The sequence below is a fragment of the Paenibacillus sp. FSL R7-0128 genome (assembly GCF_038002245.1).
Classification (GTDB): Bacteria; Bacillota; Bacilli; order Paenibacillales; family Paenibacillaceae; genus Paenibacillus_AQ; species Paenibacillus_AQ silagei.
In genome coordinates this window covers 2,567,452-2,583,410 of the sequence record NZ_JBBOCD010000001.1, presented here as the reverse complement: position 1 = coordinate 2,583,410, position 15,959 = coordinate 2,567,452, and the positions used below count along the sequence as shown (strand labels likewise).

Below are 15,959 nucleotides of genomic sequence, written 5' to 3'. Positions count from 1 at the left end.
TGCCAAGCAAGAACCTGTATTGTAAGCTATGATGCGGTCAAGAGGACTCGAACCTCCACGATATTGCTATCACTGGCACCTGAAGCCAGCGCGTCTGCCAATTCCGCCATGACCGCATATTATGTATTACAGTGATTCAATCACCGTAATTAAGAATATACTCTCTTTGGCCGGGAATTGCAAGCTTTTTTTGTGTGTATTTCTGTAGGGAGGTGTGCCTTAAGCCAATACCTTCAGCACATCCGTGATCTTCCGCTGATGCGACAGGACACCGTAATTCATCCAGGCCATGAAATCCACCTCGTACACGCAGCGGTTGCGTACTGCAGGCAGGCTTCTCCAGATTGGGGTATCGAGCAGTTCCCGCCCCTCACCTTCCTGCCGGTCGAACGTAATGAACAAATGATCTGCGTTCAAGCTGGACAGCTCTTCAGGGCTCAGGCTCACGCACTTCTGTCCACGGGTGAGCTGCCGTACCAGGGGATGCCTCCCCAGCTCCAGATCTTCATAGAGGACACCCGCTGCATATCCCAGATGCTCACTGCCATACAGGGCAATGCCATGGGCAGAAATCCGCAGCAGTGCCACTGTCTGTCCCCGGACGCTGCGGCTGAGCTGACGCTTTGCCTGCCGGGCCTGCTGCTCATAATCGCTGATGACCTCCTGCACCCGACCCGTTCTCCCGAAGACTGCACCTGCGCTGCGGAGCGTGGCACGCCAGTCCTCCTGATGGAACGGGAGCCGGAACAGCGGGGCGACACGGCTGCATTCCCCCAGCTGCCAGCGCTGGAAGCCGTCATCCAGCATAATCAGCTCAGGACTGTAACGGATGAGTCCTTGCCAGTCTCCGCTGGAGATATCGAACGCCGGAACCTGATCCAGCCCGAGGTATTCCTGCTTGCCCCACTTGGCATGGCAATACTGCACGACCGGAGTAATGCCGAGTGCCAGCAGATAATCCTCCAGAAAAGGGGCAAATACCCGGACGCCCTCCTGATGGAGGCTTCTGTATTGTCCGGGAGTCACCCCTACTGTTCTTTTGAAGCGCCTGTTGAAATAATACTCATTGCTGTAGCCTGCAGCCAGGGCCACCTCATGCAGCCGGTCCCGGGTCAGCAGAAGCTGCTGCTGTGCCCGTTCAATACGCAGACCGTTCAGGTGCTCCAAGGGCATCCGGCCCGTAATTTCTTTGAAAATCTGCGTATAACGCGCACGCCCGATCCCTGCAATCTCAGCCAGCTGATCGACAGATAACGGTTCACTGCAATGCTCTTCCATATAGCGGATCGAGGCTTCCACGGCCTCACGGTCATCCTTAGCCTTCAGTACCGGAGTATTCGCCCGCATAATCAACAGCAGCAGCTCCTGGAACCGGGTCTGGGCCGCGAACCATTCCACATCCTCCGGGCGCCGGAAGCTATAATAGATGGAATCCAGCAGCAGGGCACACTGGGAGAACGGCCGGCAATCCAGATATCCCGGGCAGAGCAAATATTCTGCATGTTCCTCCTGCCCCTTATCTACGGTGCCAGGCTTGACGTGCCCTGCGGGAATCAGCGCGAACTCCATCCGGTACCAGCTGATCCCCTGCTCGCCGGCCTGAATCCGGTTCAGTGATCCGGCTTCGATCAGGAACCCGGCCCCTTTGTCCAAAAAGTACCTTCTGTCTTCTGCCTTCAGCCACCCCTGCCCTTCGGACACAATGATTAGGGTATGCTCCCGATAGACTTCGGTCTGATCCTTCCCGGACGGGGATCGGGTCACCGCTTCTATATTTATCAGGCTGTGGAGCAGCCTTCTCCTGGTGTGTTCCTGCAACTGTTCGGTCATTCTGCCGCCCCTCCTGACTGAGAATCATTATCATAGACTCCAGTGTAAAACAAAAAAGAAGATCTATCAACCTTGCGGATAGACCTTCTTCTCGCTTATAGACTCATCGTCGCTTAACGCCGTATTACTTCACCATCGTCTTAAGCAGATCATCCAGCTTCATCTGGTTGGCGGTAATCCCCCCGGATTGCCAGTGCGAACGCTCCATCCGGTAGATATTGCCGTTCTTCACCGCAGGAAGGTTCTTCCACAGAGGGCCATCGAGAATTTGGATCGCCTCCTGGTTGGCGGCAGTATCCCAATTTCCGTTGTCAGGGAACACAATGATATGATCCGCTTCAAGCCCGGGGATCACTTCTTCTGAGATGATCGACTGAAATTCCGTCATCTCAGCGGCCATAGGAACAGGTGTCAGACCGAATTGATTATAGAGCACACCGGTAAAACGGTTTTTGACTCCAAAAAGAGCAACGGTTTTGTCTGCCACATTCAGCCGGATCACAGCCACCTTCTCTTGTCCCAAGGCCTGCTGCAACGCGGCTTTGCCGTCTGCTACCTTCTGGTCATATTCGGCCAGTACAGCCTTCCCCTTCTCAGGAATACCGAGCGCGTCTGCAACCGCTGTAAGGATTAGCCTTGAATCCTGCAATACGCTCTCCGGCAGGCGGTAGGTTGGGGCTACCAGGGAATACTGCTCAACCTTAGCGGCATCTGCACCGCCATCGGTAATGATCAGATCCGGTTTCTTATCGAGCAGCGCTTCTATGCTGCCGCTGATATCAAATTCAGGCACATCCAGATTCAGATAATCCTGCTTGCCCCAGCTGGGATGGTACCACTGCACCACCGGAGTTACGCCAAGCGCCTTCAAGTAATCTTCCACGTAGATTCCCGCTACCCGCTGAGGGTTCACCGGAATCTCCACCTCCCCGAATTCCCCGGTTACCGTCCGTGTTGCCCCTTCTGAAGCTGTCGCTCCGCCAGTCTCTGCAGGAGCTGCATTGGCAGCTGCCGCATTTCCTGTCTGGACATTCTTGCCGTCCGCAGCCTTGTTATTCGTTCCGCAGGCCGCGATAGCGGACATTGCCAGGATAAGTACAGCGGTCCAAATGATTTTCAGGCCCCAATTGTTCATGTCTCTCTTCACTCCTGTGTCTAATTTCATTGATAATCATTCTCAGATGATCTTAAACACAATAGTAGCATGCCAGGATCAGCTTTCAATGCACTTTCTCTGCGAAAATCTTATACAAACTTATAGTTTGACCCCGCCAAGCTGACGGGCCCATCGTTTATAACCGGTCTCCCACATATCTGTCGCGTCCGGCCCCCATACCGGCTGCGAACAGCAGTACGCTTGCTAAGACAAGCAGCGCAAGCGGTACATTCCAGCTCCCCGCAGCATCATGCAGCAGGCCAAACAGTGCAGGTCCCGCCGCCGCCAGCAAATATCCGGCAGACTGAGCCATCCCTGACAGCTCGCTGGCCTCCTGTGTGGTCCGGGTGCGCAGGCTGAAAAACATCATCGCCAGACCGAAGGCGAAGCCCCCGGCAATCCCTATGCAGATAGCCCATAATGCCATCAGTGCGGTACTGCCCAACCAGACGCCAAGGATGCCCGTGATAAACAGAACCGAAGTTATCACCACCGGCAGCCGCTGGCTCTTCATCCTTCCCACCCAGAGCGGCACGAAGAAGGTGAACGGCAGCTGGGCCAGCTGCATCAGCGAGAGAACCCAGCCGGCATGGCCGGCAGACATCCCCCGCTCACCTAGGATCACCGAAAACCAGGCAATCAGCACATAATAGAGCAAGGATTGCAGCCCCATGAACAGCGTAACCTGCCAGGCGAGTGGGGAGCGCCAGACCCTTGCCGCTGAAGAGGATGCAGTGCCTGCCTGCCCTGTGCCCAGACTCTTCAGCTGCGGAATCCAGAAAATTGTAGCCAGTGCAGCAATCATGAACCAGAGCGCCAGCGTTCCTCTCCACCCCAGCCCCGCACGGGTGGCCAAGGGAACACTCAGCCCCGAAGCAGCCGCTGCACATATGTTCATGGACACGGTATAGATTCCGGTCATCAGACCGATGCGGTGCGGAAATTTCCCCTTGATCAGTCCCGGCAGCAGCACATTACAGACGGCAATCGACAGACCGATCATCGCCGTACCTGCGAAGAAAGTTACCGTGCCGGAAGCCGAACGAACCAGAATTCCCATGGACAGCGTGAGCATGGCCAGCACCAGGATATTGGGCAGTCCCAGCTTGCGGGCCAGCCGGGGCGCAAACGGTGACAGCAGGGCAAAAGCCAGTAAAGGCAAAGTCGTAATCGCTCCCGCCAGAGTATTAGACAACCCCAGGTCATCCCGGATCATCTCCAGCAGAGGTCCGACGGAAGTGAACGGGGCGCGCAGGGCAGCGGCCACACAGCTGATTCCGGTGACGAGCATCCATCTGCTGCGGATATCCGCAGCAGATGAGGACAAGGCCGGGCTTGTCCTCTTGTTATTTTCACGGCCGAGCTTCATGTTGTACCTCCAGGTCGCAGCAAAGCACCCGTCAAGCCCGGAGCTTGTCAGTGAATACAGCCGCTATATGTATTACGCCCTTCAACCAAGGCGCATTATTTCATTATACCATATCGCTTGATGGAGCAGCCTCCTAGCCACAAGTGGAAACGGCTTTGCCGTCCTTTTAAAGGACGGTACCGTTTCAGCGAGAAATAGAAGGATAAGTTATCGTGTGCAACATATAAATTCTTATATTTGAAGAAAACCGCCGGTCTCAGGGCCGGCGGCAGGGCAACAGGTGAAACAGAATTAGAGACAGAAGGATTTAGTGATGATGACGAGCAGGATGAACAGAACCAGAATCGCTCCAGTTGAAGTGAAGACTCCGCCGTATCCCCCAATATTTTCGCTCATGTTAACTCCTCCTTTATGCCCGTATACTGTTAAAATATGTATAAAACCGCTTTTCGGTATGGGTTAAACGGCAATGAATTCCGCAGTATATTTCTAATTTAAATGTTCTCACCGTTGACAAAACGTGTAACCCGCTTTAGTATCCTAAACATAGGTTCAGTTGAGAATCAATCTCAATAACCAGATACATAACATATTACAGAAAAGAGTGAACAAGAGATGCTGCGTCGTTTTTTCTCCTATTACCGTCCTTACAAGAAGCTGTTTATCCTTGATTTCACCTGTGCGGTGGGTGCCGGTCTGCTGGAGCTTGCTTTTCCGGTGGCTGTCAATAAATTCATTGATGATCTGCTGCCGGGCCAGGATTGGCCGCTGATTCTGATTGCCTGCGTTGCCCTGCTCGGGATCTATGCGCTCAATACGGCGATGAATTACGTCGTTACCTATTGGGGGCATATGCTGGGCATTAATATTGAAACCAATATGCGCAAAAAAATGTTCGATCATATCCAGAAGCTCAGCTTCCGGTTCTTCGACAACAATAAAACAGGTCACCTGCTCGGCAGAATAACCAATGACCTGAACGATATCGGGGAAGTCGCGCATCACGGGCCGGAGGACGTGTTCATTGCCGTTATGACGCTGGTCGGCGCATTTGTGCTGATGGCCGATATCAATCTTCAGCTGGCCGTGATCACCTTCATCATCGTGCCGATTATGGCCTGGGTCATTATCCACTTCGGACGCAGCATGACTGAAACCTATCACCGTCTATTCGGCAACGTAGGAAACTTCAATGCCCGGATTGAAGATAATGTCGGCGGCATCCGCGTGGTCCAGTCTTTTGCCAATGAAGAATTCGAGAAAGAGCTGTTCGCGGTGGACAACCAGAAGTTCCGTGAGACCAAGCTGATGGCGTACAAGCTGATGGCCAAAAGCTCGTCGGTCAGCTATATGATGACCCGTCTGATCACTATTGTAGTGATGGTCTGCGGGGCGTGGTTCTTCATTCAGGGAGAGCTGGAAATCGGGGAATTCGTCGCTTTCATTCTGCTGTCCAACGTCTTCTTCCGGCCGATTGAGAAGATTAATGCTGTAATCGAGAGTTATCCGAAGGGGATTGCCGGCTTCAAACGTTATCTGGAAGTCATTGATACCGAGCCGGATATCGCTGACAAACCGGATGCAGTAGCGGTTGGCCCGCTTCGCGGGGATATCAGCTTCAGCAATGTCAGCTTCGGCTATGAAGACGACCGCAAGGTGCTGGAGGATATTAGCCTGAGTGTTAACGCCGGTGAGACGATTGCCTTCGTCGGACCCTCCGGTGCGGGGAAAACAACCATCTGCAGCCTGCTCCCCCGGTTCTACGATGTGACCGGCGGCGCGATCTCCATCGACGGGATCGACATCCGGGATATGAAGCTCAGCTCGCTGCGCAAGCAGATCGGGATCGTACAGCAGGACGTGTTCCTCTTCTCCGGCACAATCCGTGAGAATATTGCCTACGGCAAGCTTGATGCAGGGCTGCCGGAAATCTGGCAGGCTGCCCGTCAGGCCCGCCTGGAGGAGCTGATTAACAGCCTGCCGAATGGCATGGACACTGTGATCGGCGAACGCGGCGTCAAGCTGTCCGGCGGACAGAAGCAGCGCCTGGCCATCGCCCGGATGTTCCTGAAGAATCCGCCGATTCTGATTCTGGATGAGGCTACCTCGGCCCTCGACACCGAGACAGAAGCAGCAATCCAGCAGTCACTGGCCGACCTCTCGGTGGGCCGCACCACGCTGGTCATTGCCCACCGCCTGACGACGATCAAGAACGCTGACCGGATCGTTGTTGTCAGCGAGGACGGCATCTCCGAGGAAGGCCGCCACGAGGAGCTGGTGAACGCCGGAGGCACGTACAGCCGCCTGTATCAGGCGCAGTACAATGCTTAGAATATCGAAGAGTTAAGAGCAGAGCAGGACTCTAACGGCTGGTTAAGCTGGTCTATATACAAATGAAACCCTTCCGCGCAGCCTAAGGCTGCGCGGAAGGGTTTTTTGTTCAGATAAAACTCGACACTTCGGATAGTAGCGGACACCAGAGCCGTTATGTGCAAATCTTGCTCACTTTTTCCCGTCTTTTGGACTCCAGAGCGCTTATTGCTCAATTAAAAGTCCAATAAGCGCATTTTCAGGCAAATAACATCTCTGGAGTCCGTTAACTACCCAAAAACAGATTTTTCCGCCTAATAAGGCCTCTGGAGTCCGCAAGGCTCCTGATTTAGAAGAAAGCAGTGTTACATGTCTTAACTGCTCCAGCTTATTTTTTGGCAATATGGCACTTCAGCAGCTTGCCCTTCACGGTAGTCTCTTTCATCGTCTGCAATACGAGTGATCCCTTACCGTTCAGAATATCGACGTAGGTCACGTTATCCTGAATCGTGATGATCCCGATGTCCTCAGCCGAAATGCCCTCAAGCTTCGCAATGGTGCCGACGAAGTCCACCGCGCGGAGCTTCTTTTTCTTGCCGCCATTGAAATAGAGCTTCATGATGTCCTGATTCATGACCTCGGTTTTGCCGGCTTTGCGGACCTGCTGCTTACCCAGCTTCAGATCGAAGGCAGGTTTGGCATAGGCCACGGCATCGTCCGAGGGAGCCTTCATCTCCGGCAGGCTGAAGCCGATATAGCCTTCAATTTCCTTGACCCATTTGTGCTCGTTCGGCGTCACGAAGGTGATGGCTTTGCCGCTTTTGCCTGCGCGGGCAGTCCGGCCGGTGCGGTGGACGTAGCTCTCTTTTTCGAGCGGGATATCGTAGTTGATGACATGGGTGATGTTCTCGATATCAATCCCTCTGGCTGCAACGTCGGTGGCGATCAGATAACGGAACTGGCCCCGCTTAAAAGCATTCATCACCTCAAACCGCTCGTCCTGCTCCATGCCGCCGTGAATCTTGTCCACCGGATATTCGAGGTCGGCCATCCCGCGGAAGAGGGCATTCACCTGCTCCTGGGTCCGGCAAAAAATAATACAGCTATCCGGGTTCTCCACCGTCAGCAGGTCGCTGAGCAGTCCGAACTTGGCAGCTTGTACAACCTCAATCAAGGCATGTTCAATCGATGCTGTCGTAATTCCGCTGGCTTCAATCTCAATATCCACCGGGTCCGTCATATACTTCCGGCACAGATTCTTGATCACTTCCGGCAGTGTCGCCGAGAACAGCATCGTTACACGTTCCTTGGGCAGCTGCTTAATGATCTTCTCGATCTGCTCGATGAAGCCCATGCTGAGCATTTCGTCCGCTTCGTCAATCACCAGATATTGTATCCGGCTCAGGTTCAGCGTACCGCGCTCAATATGGTCGAATACACGGCCCGGCGTGCCTACAACGACATGCGTCTTCTGGGTCAGCTCCAGCTTCTGCGGGGCAAAAGGCTGCTTGCCGAACAAGGCTACCGCCTTGATCCGCTTGAAGCGCCCGATGTTCGTAATATCCTCTCTCACCTGCTGGGCCAGCTCCCGGGTAGGGGTCAGCACCAGCGCCTGGGGTTTGTTCTCCGCCCAGTCGGCCAGCTCGCAGAGCGGGATGGCGAATGCTGCGGTTTTGCCGCTGCCGGTCTGAGACTTGACGATCAAATCCTGCCTCTTCAGCGCTACCGGAATCACCTTCCGCTGCACCTCGGTGGGGTCCACATACTTCAGAACCTCCAGCGCGCGGATAATCTCCTCATTCAGACCATAATCACTAAACTGTACTTGTTCTTCACTCATATTATATTCTACCTCTTCTATGCTGATTGTTCCGGTTCAGGCGGGGCCAGCCCGCGTTCCATCCATCTTGCGCATTATTCCATTATAACACCTACTCCGCCCCCTGATTCCATTCCTTATCGAATTGCTCCAGAAAAATCAGCATGAACCGGTGCCGCTCCTCCGCCAATTGCTTGCCGTACGGGGTGTTCATGAGGTCCTTCAGCTTCAGCAGCTTCTCATAAAAATGATTGACCGCCGTACCCTTGGAATAATCGCGGTATTCCTTCTTCAGCGATTCGTCACGCGGGGGAATCTCCGGATCATAGACCGGACGGCCCTTCGCACCGGAGAAAACCATCGTCCGCGTGATGCCGATCGCCCCGAGTGCATCCAGACGGTCCGCATCCTGGACCACCTGCCCTTCCAGCGTTGACATGGGCTCGCCCCCGCCGCCGCTGAAGGACATTGTCCCGATGATCTCCATAATATGCCTGCACGCAGCTTCATCCGGCAGATGTGCGGTGAGCCATGTTTGTACTTTGAGCAGCCCCGCCTCCTTGGAGGGGTTCAGCTTCTCGTCTGCTACATCATGCAGCAGGGCAGCGATCGTGCAGATGACCACACTCGCCCCTTCCATTCTTGCGATCAGCGCCGCAGTATTCCGCACCCGGTTAGTATGGAACCAGTCATGGCCGGTGGTATCCTGGCCGAGCTGCTCCTTCGCGAAGTTCTCTGCTGCTGTAATCAGCTCTGTATGATTCATTATGATTGCTCCTTTATGGAAAATAATGCAGGTCTTGCGCGGTTGCTCCTGATCCGCTATAATGTGCTGTAATCCAGCCGGAAGGGAATTGATTCGCATGAACCGCTTGTCCATCATAACGAATCAGCTTCATCATCACAAGCAGCGTTAGCACACCTGAATTCATTCAGGGAGGGCTAGCGCATTTCGCGTTCGACCTCCCTGCGGCATAGATAAGCGCGCAGGACCATGGGGTCCGGCGCGTTTTTTATTTTACCGAAATTCACATTTAAAGGAGCTGTGCTGTATGCAAAATATTAAAGGAACTTACGATTACTTCGGCCGGGAACAGACCATCCGCCAGAAGGTGCGCACTACGCTGCAGGAGCTGTTCGAGCTGTACGGCTTCGAATCGATGGATACAACCCTGCTGAATGAGCTGGAGCTGCTGACCTCCAAATACGCCGGGGGCGATGAGATTCTGCGCGAAATGTACCAGCTGGCCGATCAGGGCGGGCGCAGGCTGGGGCTGCGTTACGATCTGACGATCCCTTTTGCCAAGGTGATTGCCTTAAATCCGGGCATTGAATTCCCCTACCGGCGATATGAGATCGGGAAGGTGTTCCGGGATGGTCCGGTCAAAAAAGGCCGCCTGCGCGAATTCCTGCAATGTGACGCCGATGTCGTCGGTATTGCCGGCCCGCAGGCGGAAGCGGAGCTGATGCAGCTCGCCGCAGAGGCGTTCCGCCGCCTTGCGATTCCGGTTGTGCTGAAGTGGAACAACCGCCGCTTCCTGGGTGAGATTCTCGGGGCGGTCGGGGTTCCGGCAGAGGAACAGCTCTCGGTGATGCTGACCCTCGACAAGCTGGCTAAGATCGGCAGCGGCGGGGTGTTGGCAGAGCTGACGGACAAGCAGCTAACCGCTCAGACGGTTACACTGATCTCAGAGCTCCTGGAGCTGAAGAACCCGGGATTCAAGGAACTGGTGGAGCGGTATAAGCTTGAAGGGCTGCCGGGGACGCTCGAAGTGCAGGCCTTGCAGCAGCTGATTGATGCGGTTGGACTTGCGGACATGTGCGTCTTTGATCCATTTCTGTCACGCGGGCTGTCATTCTACACGGGGACAGTCTATGAAATCTTCGATGCTTCAGGCAGCTATCCCTCAAGCCTGAGCGGCGGGGGCAGATATGACGCGATCATCGGCAAGCTCGTGGGGCGTGATGATATCGAATACCCTACCGTGGGGATCTCCTTCGGCATGGAGTCGATCATGGCCCTGTTAGGCGAACGCCGGGAGCAGGCAGCGGCGGAGCGTTCCGGTGTCCTGATCGTTCCGATCGGCGGGTATATGCCGCAGGCGCTAGTTGCTGCTGCTGCGCTGCGGTCGGCAGGCATCCGGGTCACGGTGGACACCGGCATGCGCAAGCTCAAAAAAACGCTGGCCACAGCCAGCGCCAAGGGCATCCGCTATGTGATTATGGTCGGAGAGAGCGAAGCCGCTGAGCAGAAGCTGCGGCTGAAGGATATGGAGCTGGGGAGCGAGCAGCTGGTTACAGCGGCGGAGGCTGTTCGCTTGACTTCGCAATAATGGTTGTTAAGTAAATTGGAGTATCTCCCCCTCGCCTGTTTGGCTATCAGTATAGGATCAGTTTCAGATTACGCGTGGCGACAACATATTGTTGCATTTTTAGCAGGATTTTTATCAGACTTATCTCCAATAATGCAAATTGTTGCACTTTATGCAGGATTCCCACCGCAGTGACGCCTGGCGAGCACCGATTGTTGTCTTTTGTGCAGGATTTTCACCAGATTGCCGTTTTGGATCACGCATTGTTGTATTCTGTGCAGGATTTCGTATAACTCCATGGTTAAACGGGTTAAAGAGTAAAGAAGCTGCGAGCAGTCCTTATGATCCGTCCTTATGATCCATAGAAGCCGCCTGCACCATGCGCGAGCTGTCCCTGTACGCTTTGGGCGATAGACCGCTGCAATTCTTGAACACACGGTTGAAGTGGCGCACGTTGCCGAAGCCCGTCTCCTCAGCGATTCTGCTGATCTTCTCCCCGGTAAAGGCCAGTTTCCTGCGGGCCTCCTCCATGCGGATATGCGTGACAAATTCGCTAAAGGTGACGCCGGTCTTCTGCTTGAACAGATTGCTGAAATACACCGGGTTCAAATATACTTTGTCGGCTACCTCCTTGAGACTCAGCGGATGATGATAATGCTGCGAAATGTAGCGCTGGGCCACAGTGACCGGATCGATATCCTTCATCTCTCTGGATTCGGCAATGCAGCCGGTCAGGGTGAGCAGCAGCCCACGGCATTGCTCGGCAAGCTCCTGCCGTGAAGAGAGGCTGCACACCTCGAACAGGATGGTGCGGATATCCTTCGAGCCCAGCCATGATTCGGTAACCCCAAGCTCCTCGGACAATTCATAATAATACAGCAGCAGCTTGCAGATTTGCTGGTGAATGCTCTCAGGTGATTCCGCTGTGCTGCACAGCTCTTCGATCATATGCTCCACAATCGGGCCGATGCCGGCTCCTCTTCCGCCGGTAATCGACTTCTCCAGGATCTCCCAGGACCACTTCAGGGGGCCGCTGCCTTCGTTGGGGCGCTGCTTCATTTTGGCATAATCCAGCAGCTTGTCACCGCCTTCAATCAACCGGTACAGGAGGGCAATTCCGGCCTCGTTGTAGGCTCTGGGGATTCCCGGCAGCCCTTCTGCCGGATTGCTGACCCCGATCGTCACCGTCAGATTGGACAAGGAACGGATCTGCCTGCGGATCAGGTCCCCCAGTGCTCCCGGCGCTGACAGGGAATGCTGCGGGTCTGCTGTATTCAGCAGGGCAACCACCTCAGTATCCGACTGCACGAAGCTTATTCCTACGGCCTGACGATCGATCATCTCCTGGACGACCTGCTGGATATACAGGAGGAACAACGATGCATCTCCCCGCTGATAACGCTCCTTCTCCACGGAATGCTTATCCAGCTTGATGACCATGCAGATGAAATAGGGATGACCGAAGGCGAAGCCCAGCTCACGCAGCAGCCGCAAGTCGCTGTCCGCTGTCTTGCCTTTCAGCAGACTGTCCGCCAGATGACCGGCCACATGCCGTTTCAGCACAGGCTGCGCCTGCCACGGCTGATCGCTTCGCGCAGACTGCGTGTGACGCTCAGCCAGCTCCTGCCGCAGCCGCTCCAGCACACGGCCCAGCTCCTGGCGTTCCACCGGCTTCATCAGGTAATCCTTCGCCCCCTGGCGCATGGACTGCTGCACATAAGCGAATTCATCATAGCCACTGACCACGATGGTCATCAGATCCTTGAAGCGTCCCGCGGCCAATTGCTGCAGCTGGATACCGTCCATCCGCGGCATGCGGATATCGGTGAGCAGCACCTCTGGAGACAGCTCGGCCAGCTTGTCGAGTGCATCATAGCCGTCGCTGGCTTCACCGACCACCTCCCAGTTGCTATCCAGGCTGGTGATCATTTTGCGCAGTCCTTTGCGGAAGACCGATTCATCGTCCACAATCAATATTCTAGGCAACCCCGTCATCCTCCCTTGCAATGCCCTGATGATGAATGACCGGCAGCTTGAGCACGGCCTTGAAGCCCTGATACGGCATACTCTCCAGTGAGAGGCCGTATTCCTCCCCGTAATGCAGCACGATCCGGCGGTGGACATTCAGCAGCCCGTTGCCGGAGCGCCCGCCAAGCTCCTCCGTATTCCGCAGATGCAGCCGGAGCGCCTCCAGCGCCTCCGCATTCATACCGATTCCGTCATCCTCGACTGTAATGGTAAGCACCTGATTGCTGCTGCCTGCGGTCAATGTAATCACGCCCCGGCCCACCCCCTGGTCTAGCGCATGATTAATGGCATTCTCGACCAGCGGCTGGATCATCAGCGGAATGACCTCGCAGTCCAGCAGGGAGGGCTCAATATTCATCGTGAATTGAATCCGTTCCTCATAGCGCATCTGCTGGATGGCCATATAGCCGCTTACATGGTCCAACTCATCCTGCAGCGTCACATGCTCCTTGCGCCCGCTCAGACTGTAACGCAGCAGCTTACTCAGGTTGTTAGACATGGTTATAATCTCCGGGCTGCCCTCAAGCTCGGCATACATACTAATTGAGCCCAGTGTATTGTACAGAAAATGCGGATTGATCTTGCTCTGCAGCGCGGCAATCTGCGCATCCTTCTCGCGGATTTCCGTCTCATAGAGCAGATAACCCAGCTCGCTGAGCTTGGCAATCATGCCGTTAAACGAATGGCCCAGCAGCCCCACCTCATCCGTCCCGCTCACCGGAAAAGCCTGACTCAGATCGCCGCGCTCAACACTACGCATCAGCCGGCTCAGCTTGCGCAGCGGCTGGGTGATCCGGTAGGCGATGAACACATACAGCAGCAAGGCCAGGCCTACACAGATCACACCAATGAGAATAAGGTACGTGCGCAGCACCTCGGTATCCTTCATCAGACCGGACACCGGCACAACGCCCACGGTGGTCCAGCCGGTCACCTCAGAGGTGACATGTGCGACCAGCAGCCCTTCACCCCCGGACTTCACATGGCTGACCCCTTCGCCCGTTCTGCCGGAGGAACCATCCGCTACTCCCTGCGGAATTCCGTGATCCTTGCCGGTAACCAGGTTGCCGGAATCATCCGTAATGTACAGCAGCTCCTGGGGGTCCAGCGTGACCTTGGACAGAATCTCACGGATGAACTTAGGGTCCACATCAATGACAATGTACCCGAGCGTGACTCCGTCATCGAAGCTGCGCAGCTCCCTTACGATGGAGAAGGCCTGATATACATTTCCGCCGCTGGACCTTAAATCATGCGTGGCCACATAGACTGGCTGTCCATAATGACCCTTGAACTTATTCAGCCAACTCACATTCTCATCCAGCTTGTAAGTCGTGACATACTGGCTCTCCGGCATGACCACATAGGATGCTCCGCCCGTACCGTAGAGGGAAACGCCCAGAATATCGACCCGGCCGTTCAGAAACACCTGGGTGACGAAGCTGTTGAGTCCGCTGATCTCATCCAGCGTCAGGGGTTCGCCGGGAGCACGCTTCGTGGCCAGATAATCGGTCACCTTGGGATATTGATAGGGCATCACGGTCAGCCGGTTCAGCTCATTCATATAGGTATCGATATTCAGGGTAAGCTGCTTCAGTGTCTGGAGCTGGTAATCGCCTACCTTGCGCTCGGTCGTTTCGGTGAAACGGGCAAAGGCGAAATAGCCCATCAGTCCCAGCGGAAGCACAATGAACACGACATTGATAAGAATAAGCTTGCGCGCAAGCGCCAGGTTCCTGAACCAGCCGCGAAAGGATTTCAACCGCATTCCCCCCTTGCTCCCTTACAGTCATTTCTTCAGTTGAAGGTTGATGCTGTCCACCGCCTGCTGCAGAGCCTGCGCCGGACTTTGCTCCTTGTAGATCATCCGCTCAAACTGCCGGATGATCTCTTCATTAATACTCCACTGCTTCATATTCCGCGGCCAATAGACTACGGAGTTGGCGGTATTCGCATAGTCACTGCGGAATTTTAGCGCGGAATACGCCCCGCTCTCCACGACCTTCCGGGAGCTCGGGACATGGCCCGCCTCCGCCCACATCACCCCGTGCTCAACGGCCCAACGGGCAAAAGCCATCGCCGCCCTCCGTTTCTCCGTACTCATCTCACTTTGGGCCGGAATCGCCAGCGTATGCGAATCTCCCCAGACGGCCGGATGATCATAAATGACCGGAACCGGCACAACCCCCAGCTCCAGCTTCTCAGCCTTCTCAAAAGCGCCCGTGCCCCATACCCCGGTAATCAGCACCGCCGCCTCCCCGTCATAGAACAGCTTGAAGGCATCATTGATCCCCGGCGGAATCAGCTCCCGCTGGTACAGACTGTTGACGAACTCCAGCGCCTGTAACGATGCCTTATTATTGAAGACCGCCTGTGTGCCGTCCGGATTGTAAAAGACACCACCGCCCTCGATCTGATTGTACAGGCTCCACCATAACCACACGGAATCAATCCGCGTGCTTGGCAGAGCAAGCGGTGCGACACCGGGCGGAACGGACTGCTTCAGCTTTTGCAAAAATGCGGTAAAGCCCTGCTCTCCCCGGCCGATCACCGGTTTATCCGCTGCATCCAGCAGCCCGGCCGCTCTTAAATATTTCTTATTATAGTAGAGCACCAGGGTATGCGTATCCAGAGGTACCGCGTAATGTGCACCTCCGTAGACGGTGGATTCGGCAATTTTGGTGCTGAACTGATTCCAGTCCAGGCCCGTATCCGCAGCCAATCCGTCAAGGGGCTCAATATAAGCGTTCTGCACGAACTGCGGGAGATTGGTGGCATGGATCACCGCCAGATCCGGCGCATTGCCGGACAGAATGGCTGTCCGCAGCCGGGAATAGTAATCATCCAGCCGGGAGTTGATCTGATCGACCCGGATATCCTGATGTTCCTTGTTGAACTGCTCCACCAGCCCGGTCATGAAGATATTGTCTCCCCCGCTGAACGGGGTCCAGTATTCGAGAATCACCGGCTGGGCAACCGGGGCCAGCGGCGTTTCCTCCTTCTCTGCACCACATCCGCCCAGCAGCGGCCATACCATCAGCAGAATTGAAAGCGCACTCAGTATATTCCGTCTGTATCCGGTCTTGCCTCGCGTCTCGCTCATATGAGTCTGCCCCCGCCCTGCTTGCTGTCTAT

The 15,959-nt window shown here is 55.1% G+C and carries 11 protein-coding genes and 1 tRNA gene; 2 read left to right on the top strand and 10 right to left on the bottom strand.

Features of this window, described 5'->3' with window-relative positions; genetic code table 11:
- Nucleotides 1-32: 32 nt before the first annotated feature.
- From NST26_RS10490 to NST26_RS10470, 5 genes are all read right to left on the bottom strand, one after another.
- Nucleotides 33-116, bottom strand: a tRNA-Leu gene (locus NST26_RS10490).
- A 103-nt stretch (nucleotides 117-219) separates the two neighbouring features.
- Nucleotides 220-1,830, bottom strand: coding sequence for a helix-turn-helix domain-containing protein (locus tag NST26_RS10485; RefSeq protein WP_340979112.1), 1,611 nt, complete (start codon nucleotides 1,828-1,830; stop codon nucleotides 220-222).
- Between the two features lie 124 nt (nucleotides 1,831-1,954).
- The gene (locus tag NST26_RS10480; RefSeq protein ID WP_340979111.1) at nucleotides 1,955-2,965 is read right to left on the bottom strand and encodes an ABC transporter substrate-binding protein; all 1,011 of its coding nucleotides are present in this window, start codon (nucleotides 2,963-2,965) and stop codon (nucleotides 1,955-1,957) included.
- Between the two features lie 157 nt (nucleotides 2,966-3,122).
- Complete coding sequence (locus NST26_RS10475) at nucleotides 3,123-4,355, bottom strand: CynX/NimT family MFS transporter (RefSeq protein WP_340954284.1); 1,233 nt, start codon at nucleotides 4,353-4,355, stop codon at nucleotides 3,123-3,125.
- Between the two features lie 291 nt (nucleotides 4,356-4,646).
- On the bottom strand, nucleotides 4,647-4,751 hold the full coding sequence (locus NST26_RS10470; protein WP_209874443.1) for a YjcZ family sporulation protein: 105 nt from the start codon (nucleotides 4,749-4,751) through the stop codon (nucleotides 4,647-4,649).
- A gap of 219 nt (nucleotides 4,752-4,970) precedes the next feature.
- On the opposite strand from NST26_RS10470, the gene NST26_RS10465 reads away from it, so the two are divergent.
- The gene (locus NST26_RS10465; protein ID WP_036725333.1) at nucleotides 4,971-6,686 is read left to right on the top strand and encodes an ABC transporter ATP-binding protein; all 1,716 of its coding nucleotides are present in this window, start codon (nucleotides 4,971-4,973) and stop codon (nucleotides 6,684-6,686) included.
- Nucleotides 6,687-7,053: 367 nt separating this feature from the next.
- On the opposite strand, the gene NST26_RS10460 is transcribed toward NST26_RS10465, so the two are convergent.
- Both NST26_RS10460 and NST26_RS10455 read right to left on the bottom strand, forming a co-directional pair.
- Nucleotides 7,054-8,505: a DEAD/DEAH box helicase gene (locus NST26_RS10460; RefSeq protein WP_340954286.1), complete on the bottom strand. Its 1,452-nt coding sequence runs from the start codon at nucleotides 8,503-8,505 to the stop codon at nucleotides 7,054-7,056.
- A gap of 91 nt (nucleotides 8,506-8,596) precedes the next feature.
- Nucleotides 8,597-9,250, bottom strand: a complete 654-nt coding sequence (locus NST26_RS10455) for an HD domain-containing protein (protein WP_036725340.1) — start codon at nucleotides 9,248-9,250, stop codon at nucleotides 8,597-8,599.
- A 286-nt stretch (nucleotides 9,251-9,536) separates the two neighbouring features.
- Between NST26_RS10455 and NST26_RS10450 the strand changes: the two genes are divergently transcribed.
- Entirely contained in the window at nucleotides 9,537-10,817 is a 1,281-nt protein-coding gene (locus NST26_RS10450) for a histidine--tRNA ligase (protein WP_340954289.1), read from the top strand.
- Nucleotides 10,818-11,135: 318 nt separating this feature from the next.
- On the opposite strand, the gene NST26_RS10445 is transcribed toward NST26_RS10450, so the two are convergent.
- From NST26_RS10445 to NST26_RS10435, 3 genes are read right to left on the bottom strand one after another with little or no spacing between them, the layout of a single operon-like run.
- Nucleotides 11,136-12,782, bottom strand: a complete 1,647-nt coding sequence (locus NST26_RS10445) for a response regulator (protein ID WP_340979110.1) — start codon at nucleotides 12,780-12,782, stop codon at nucleotides 11,136-11,138.
- Complete coding sequence (locus NST26_RS10440) at nucleotides 12,775-14,586, bottom strand: cache domain-containing sensor histidine kinase (protein ID WP_340979109.1); 1,812 nt, start codon at nucleotides 14,584-14,586, stop codon at nucleotides 12,775-12,777. The genes NST26_RS10445 and NST26_RS10440 overlap by 8 nt, the downstream gene beginning before the upstream one ends.
- A gap of 27 nt (nucleotides 14,587-14,613) precedes the next feature.
- Entirely contained in the window at nucleotides 14,614-15,927 is a 1,314-nt protein-coding gene (locus NST26_RS10435; RefSeq protein ID WP_340979108.1) for an ABC transporter substrate-binding protein, read from the bottom strand.
- Nucleotides 15,928-15,959: the final 32 nt, after the last annotated feature.

Excerpts from the sequence above, each read along its gene's own strand:
- NST26_RS10465 (WP_036725333.1), top strand. The coding sequence starts at position 4,971 with ATGCTGCGTCGTTTTTTCTCCTATTACCGTCCTTACAAGAAGCTGTTT.
- NST26_RS10470 (WP_209874443.1), bottom strand. The coding sequence starts at position 4,751 with ATGAGCGAAAATATTGGGGGATACGGCGGAGTCTTCACTTCAACTGGA.
- NST26_RS10435 (WP_340979108.1), bottom strand. The coding sequence starts at position 15,927 with ATGAGCGAGACGCGAGGCAAGACCGGATACAGACGGAATATACTGAGT.
- NST26_RS10450 (WP_340954289.1), top strand. The coding sequence starts at position 9,537 with ATGCAAAATATTAAAGGAACTTACGATTACTTCGGCCGGGAACAGACC.
- NST26_RS10485 (WP_340979112.1), bottom strand. The coding sequence starts at position 1,830 with ATGACCGAACAGTTGCAGGAACACACCAGGAGAAGGCTGCTCCACAGC.
- NST26_RS10475 (WP_340954284.1), bottom strand. The coding sequence starts at position 4,355 with ATGAAGCTCGGCCGTGAAAATAACAAGAGGACAAGCCCGGCCTTGTCC.
- NST26_RS10455 (WP_036725340.1), bottom strand. The coding sequence starts at position 9,250 with ATGAATCATACAGAGCTGATTACAGCAGCAGAGAACTTCGCGAAGGAG.
- NST26_RS10460 (WP_340954286.1), bottom strand. The coding sequence starts at position 8,505 with ATGAGTGAAGAACAAGTACAGTTTAGTGATTATGGTCTGAATGAGGAG.
- NST26_RS10480 (WP_340979111.1), bottom strand. The coding sequence starts at position 2,965 with ATGAACAATTGGGGCCTGAAAATCATTTGGACCGCTGTACTTATCCTG.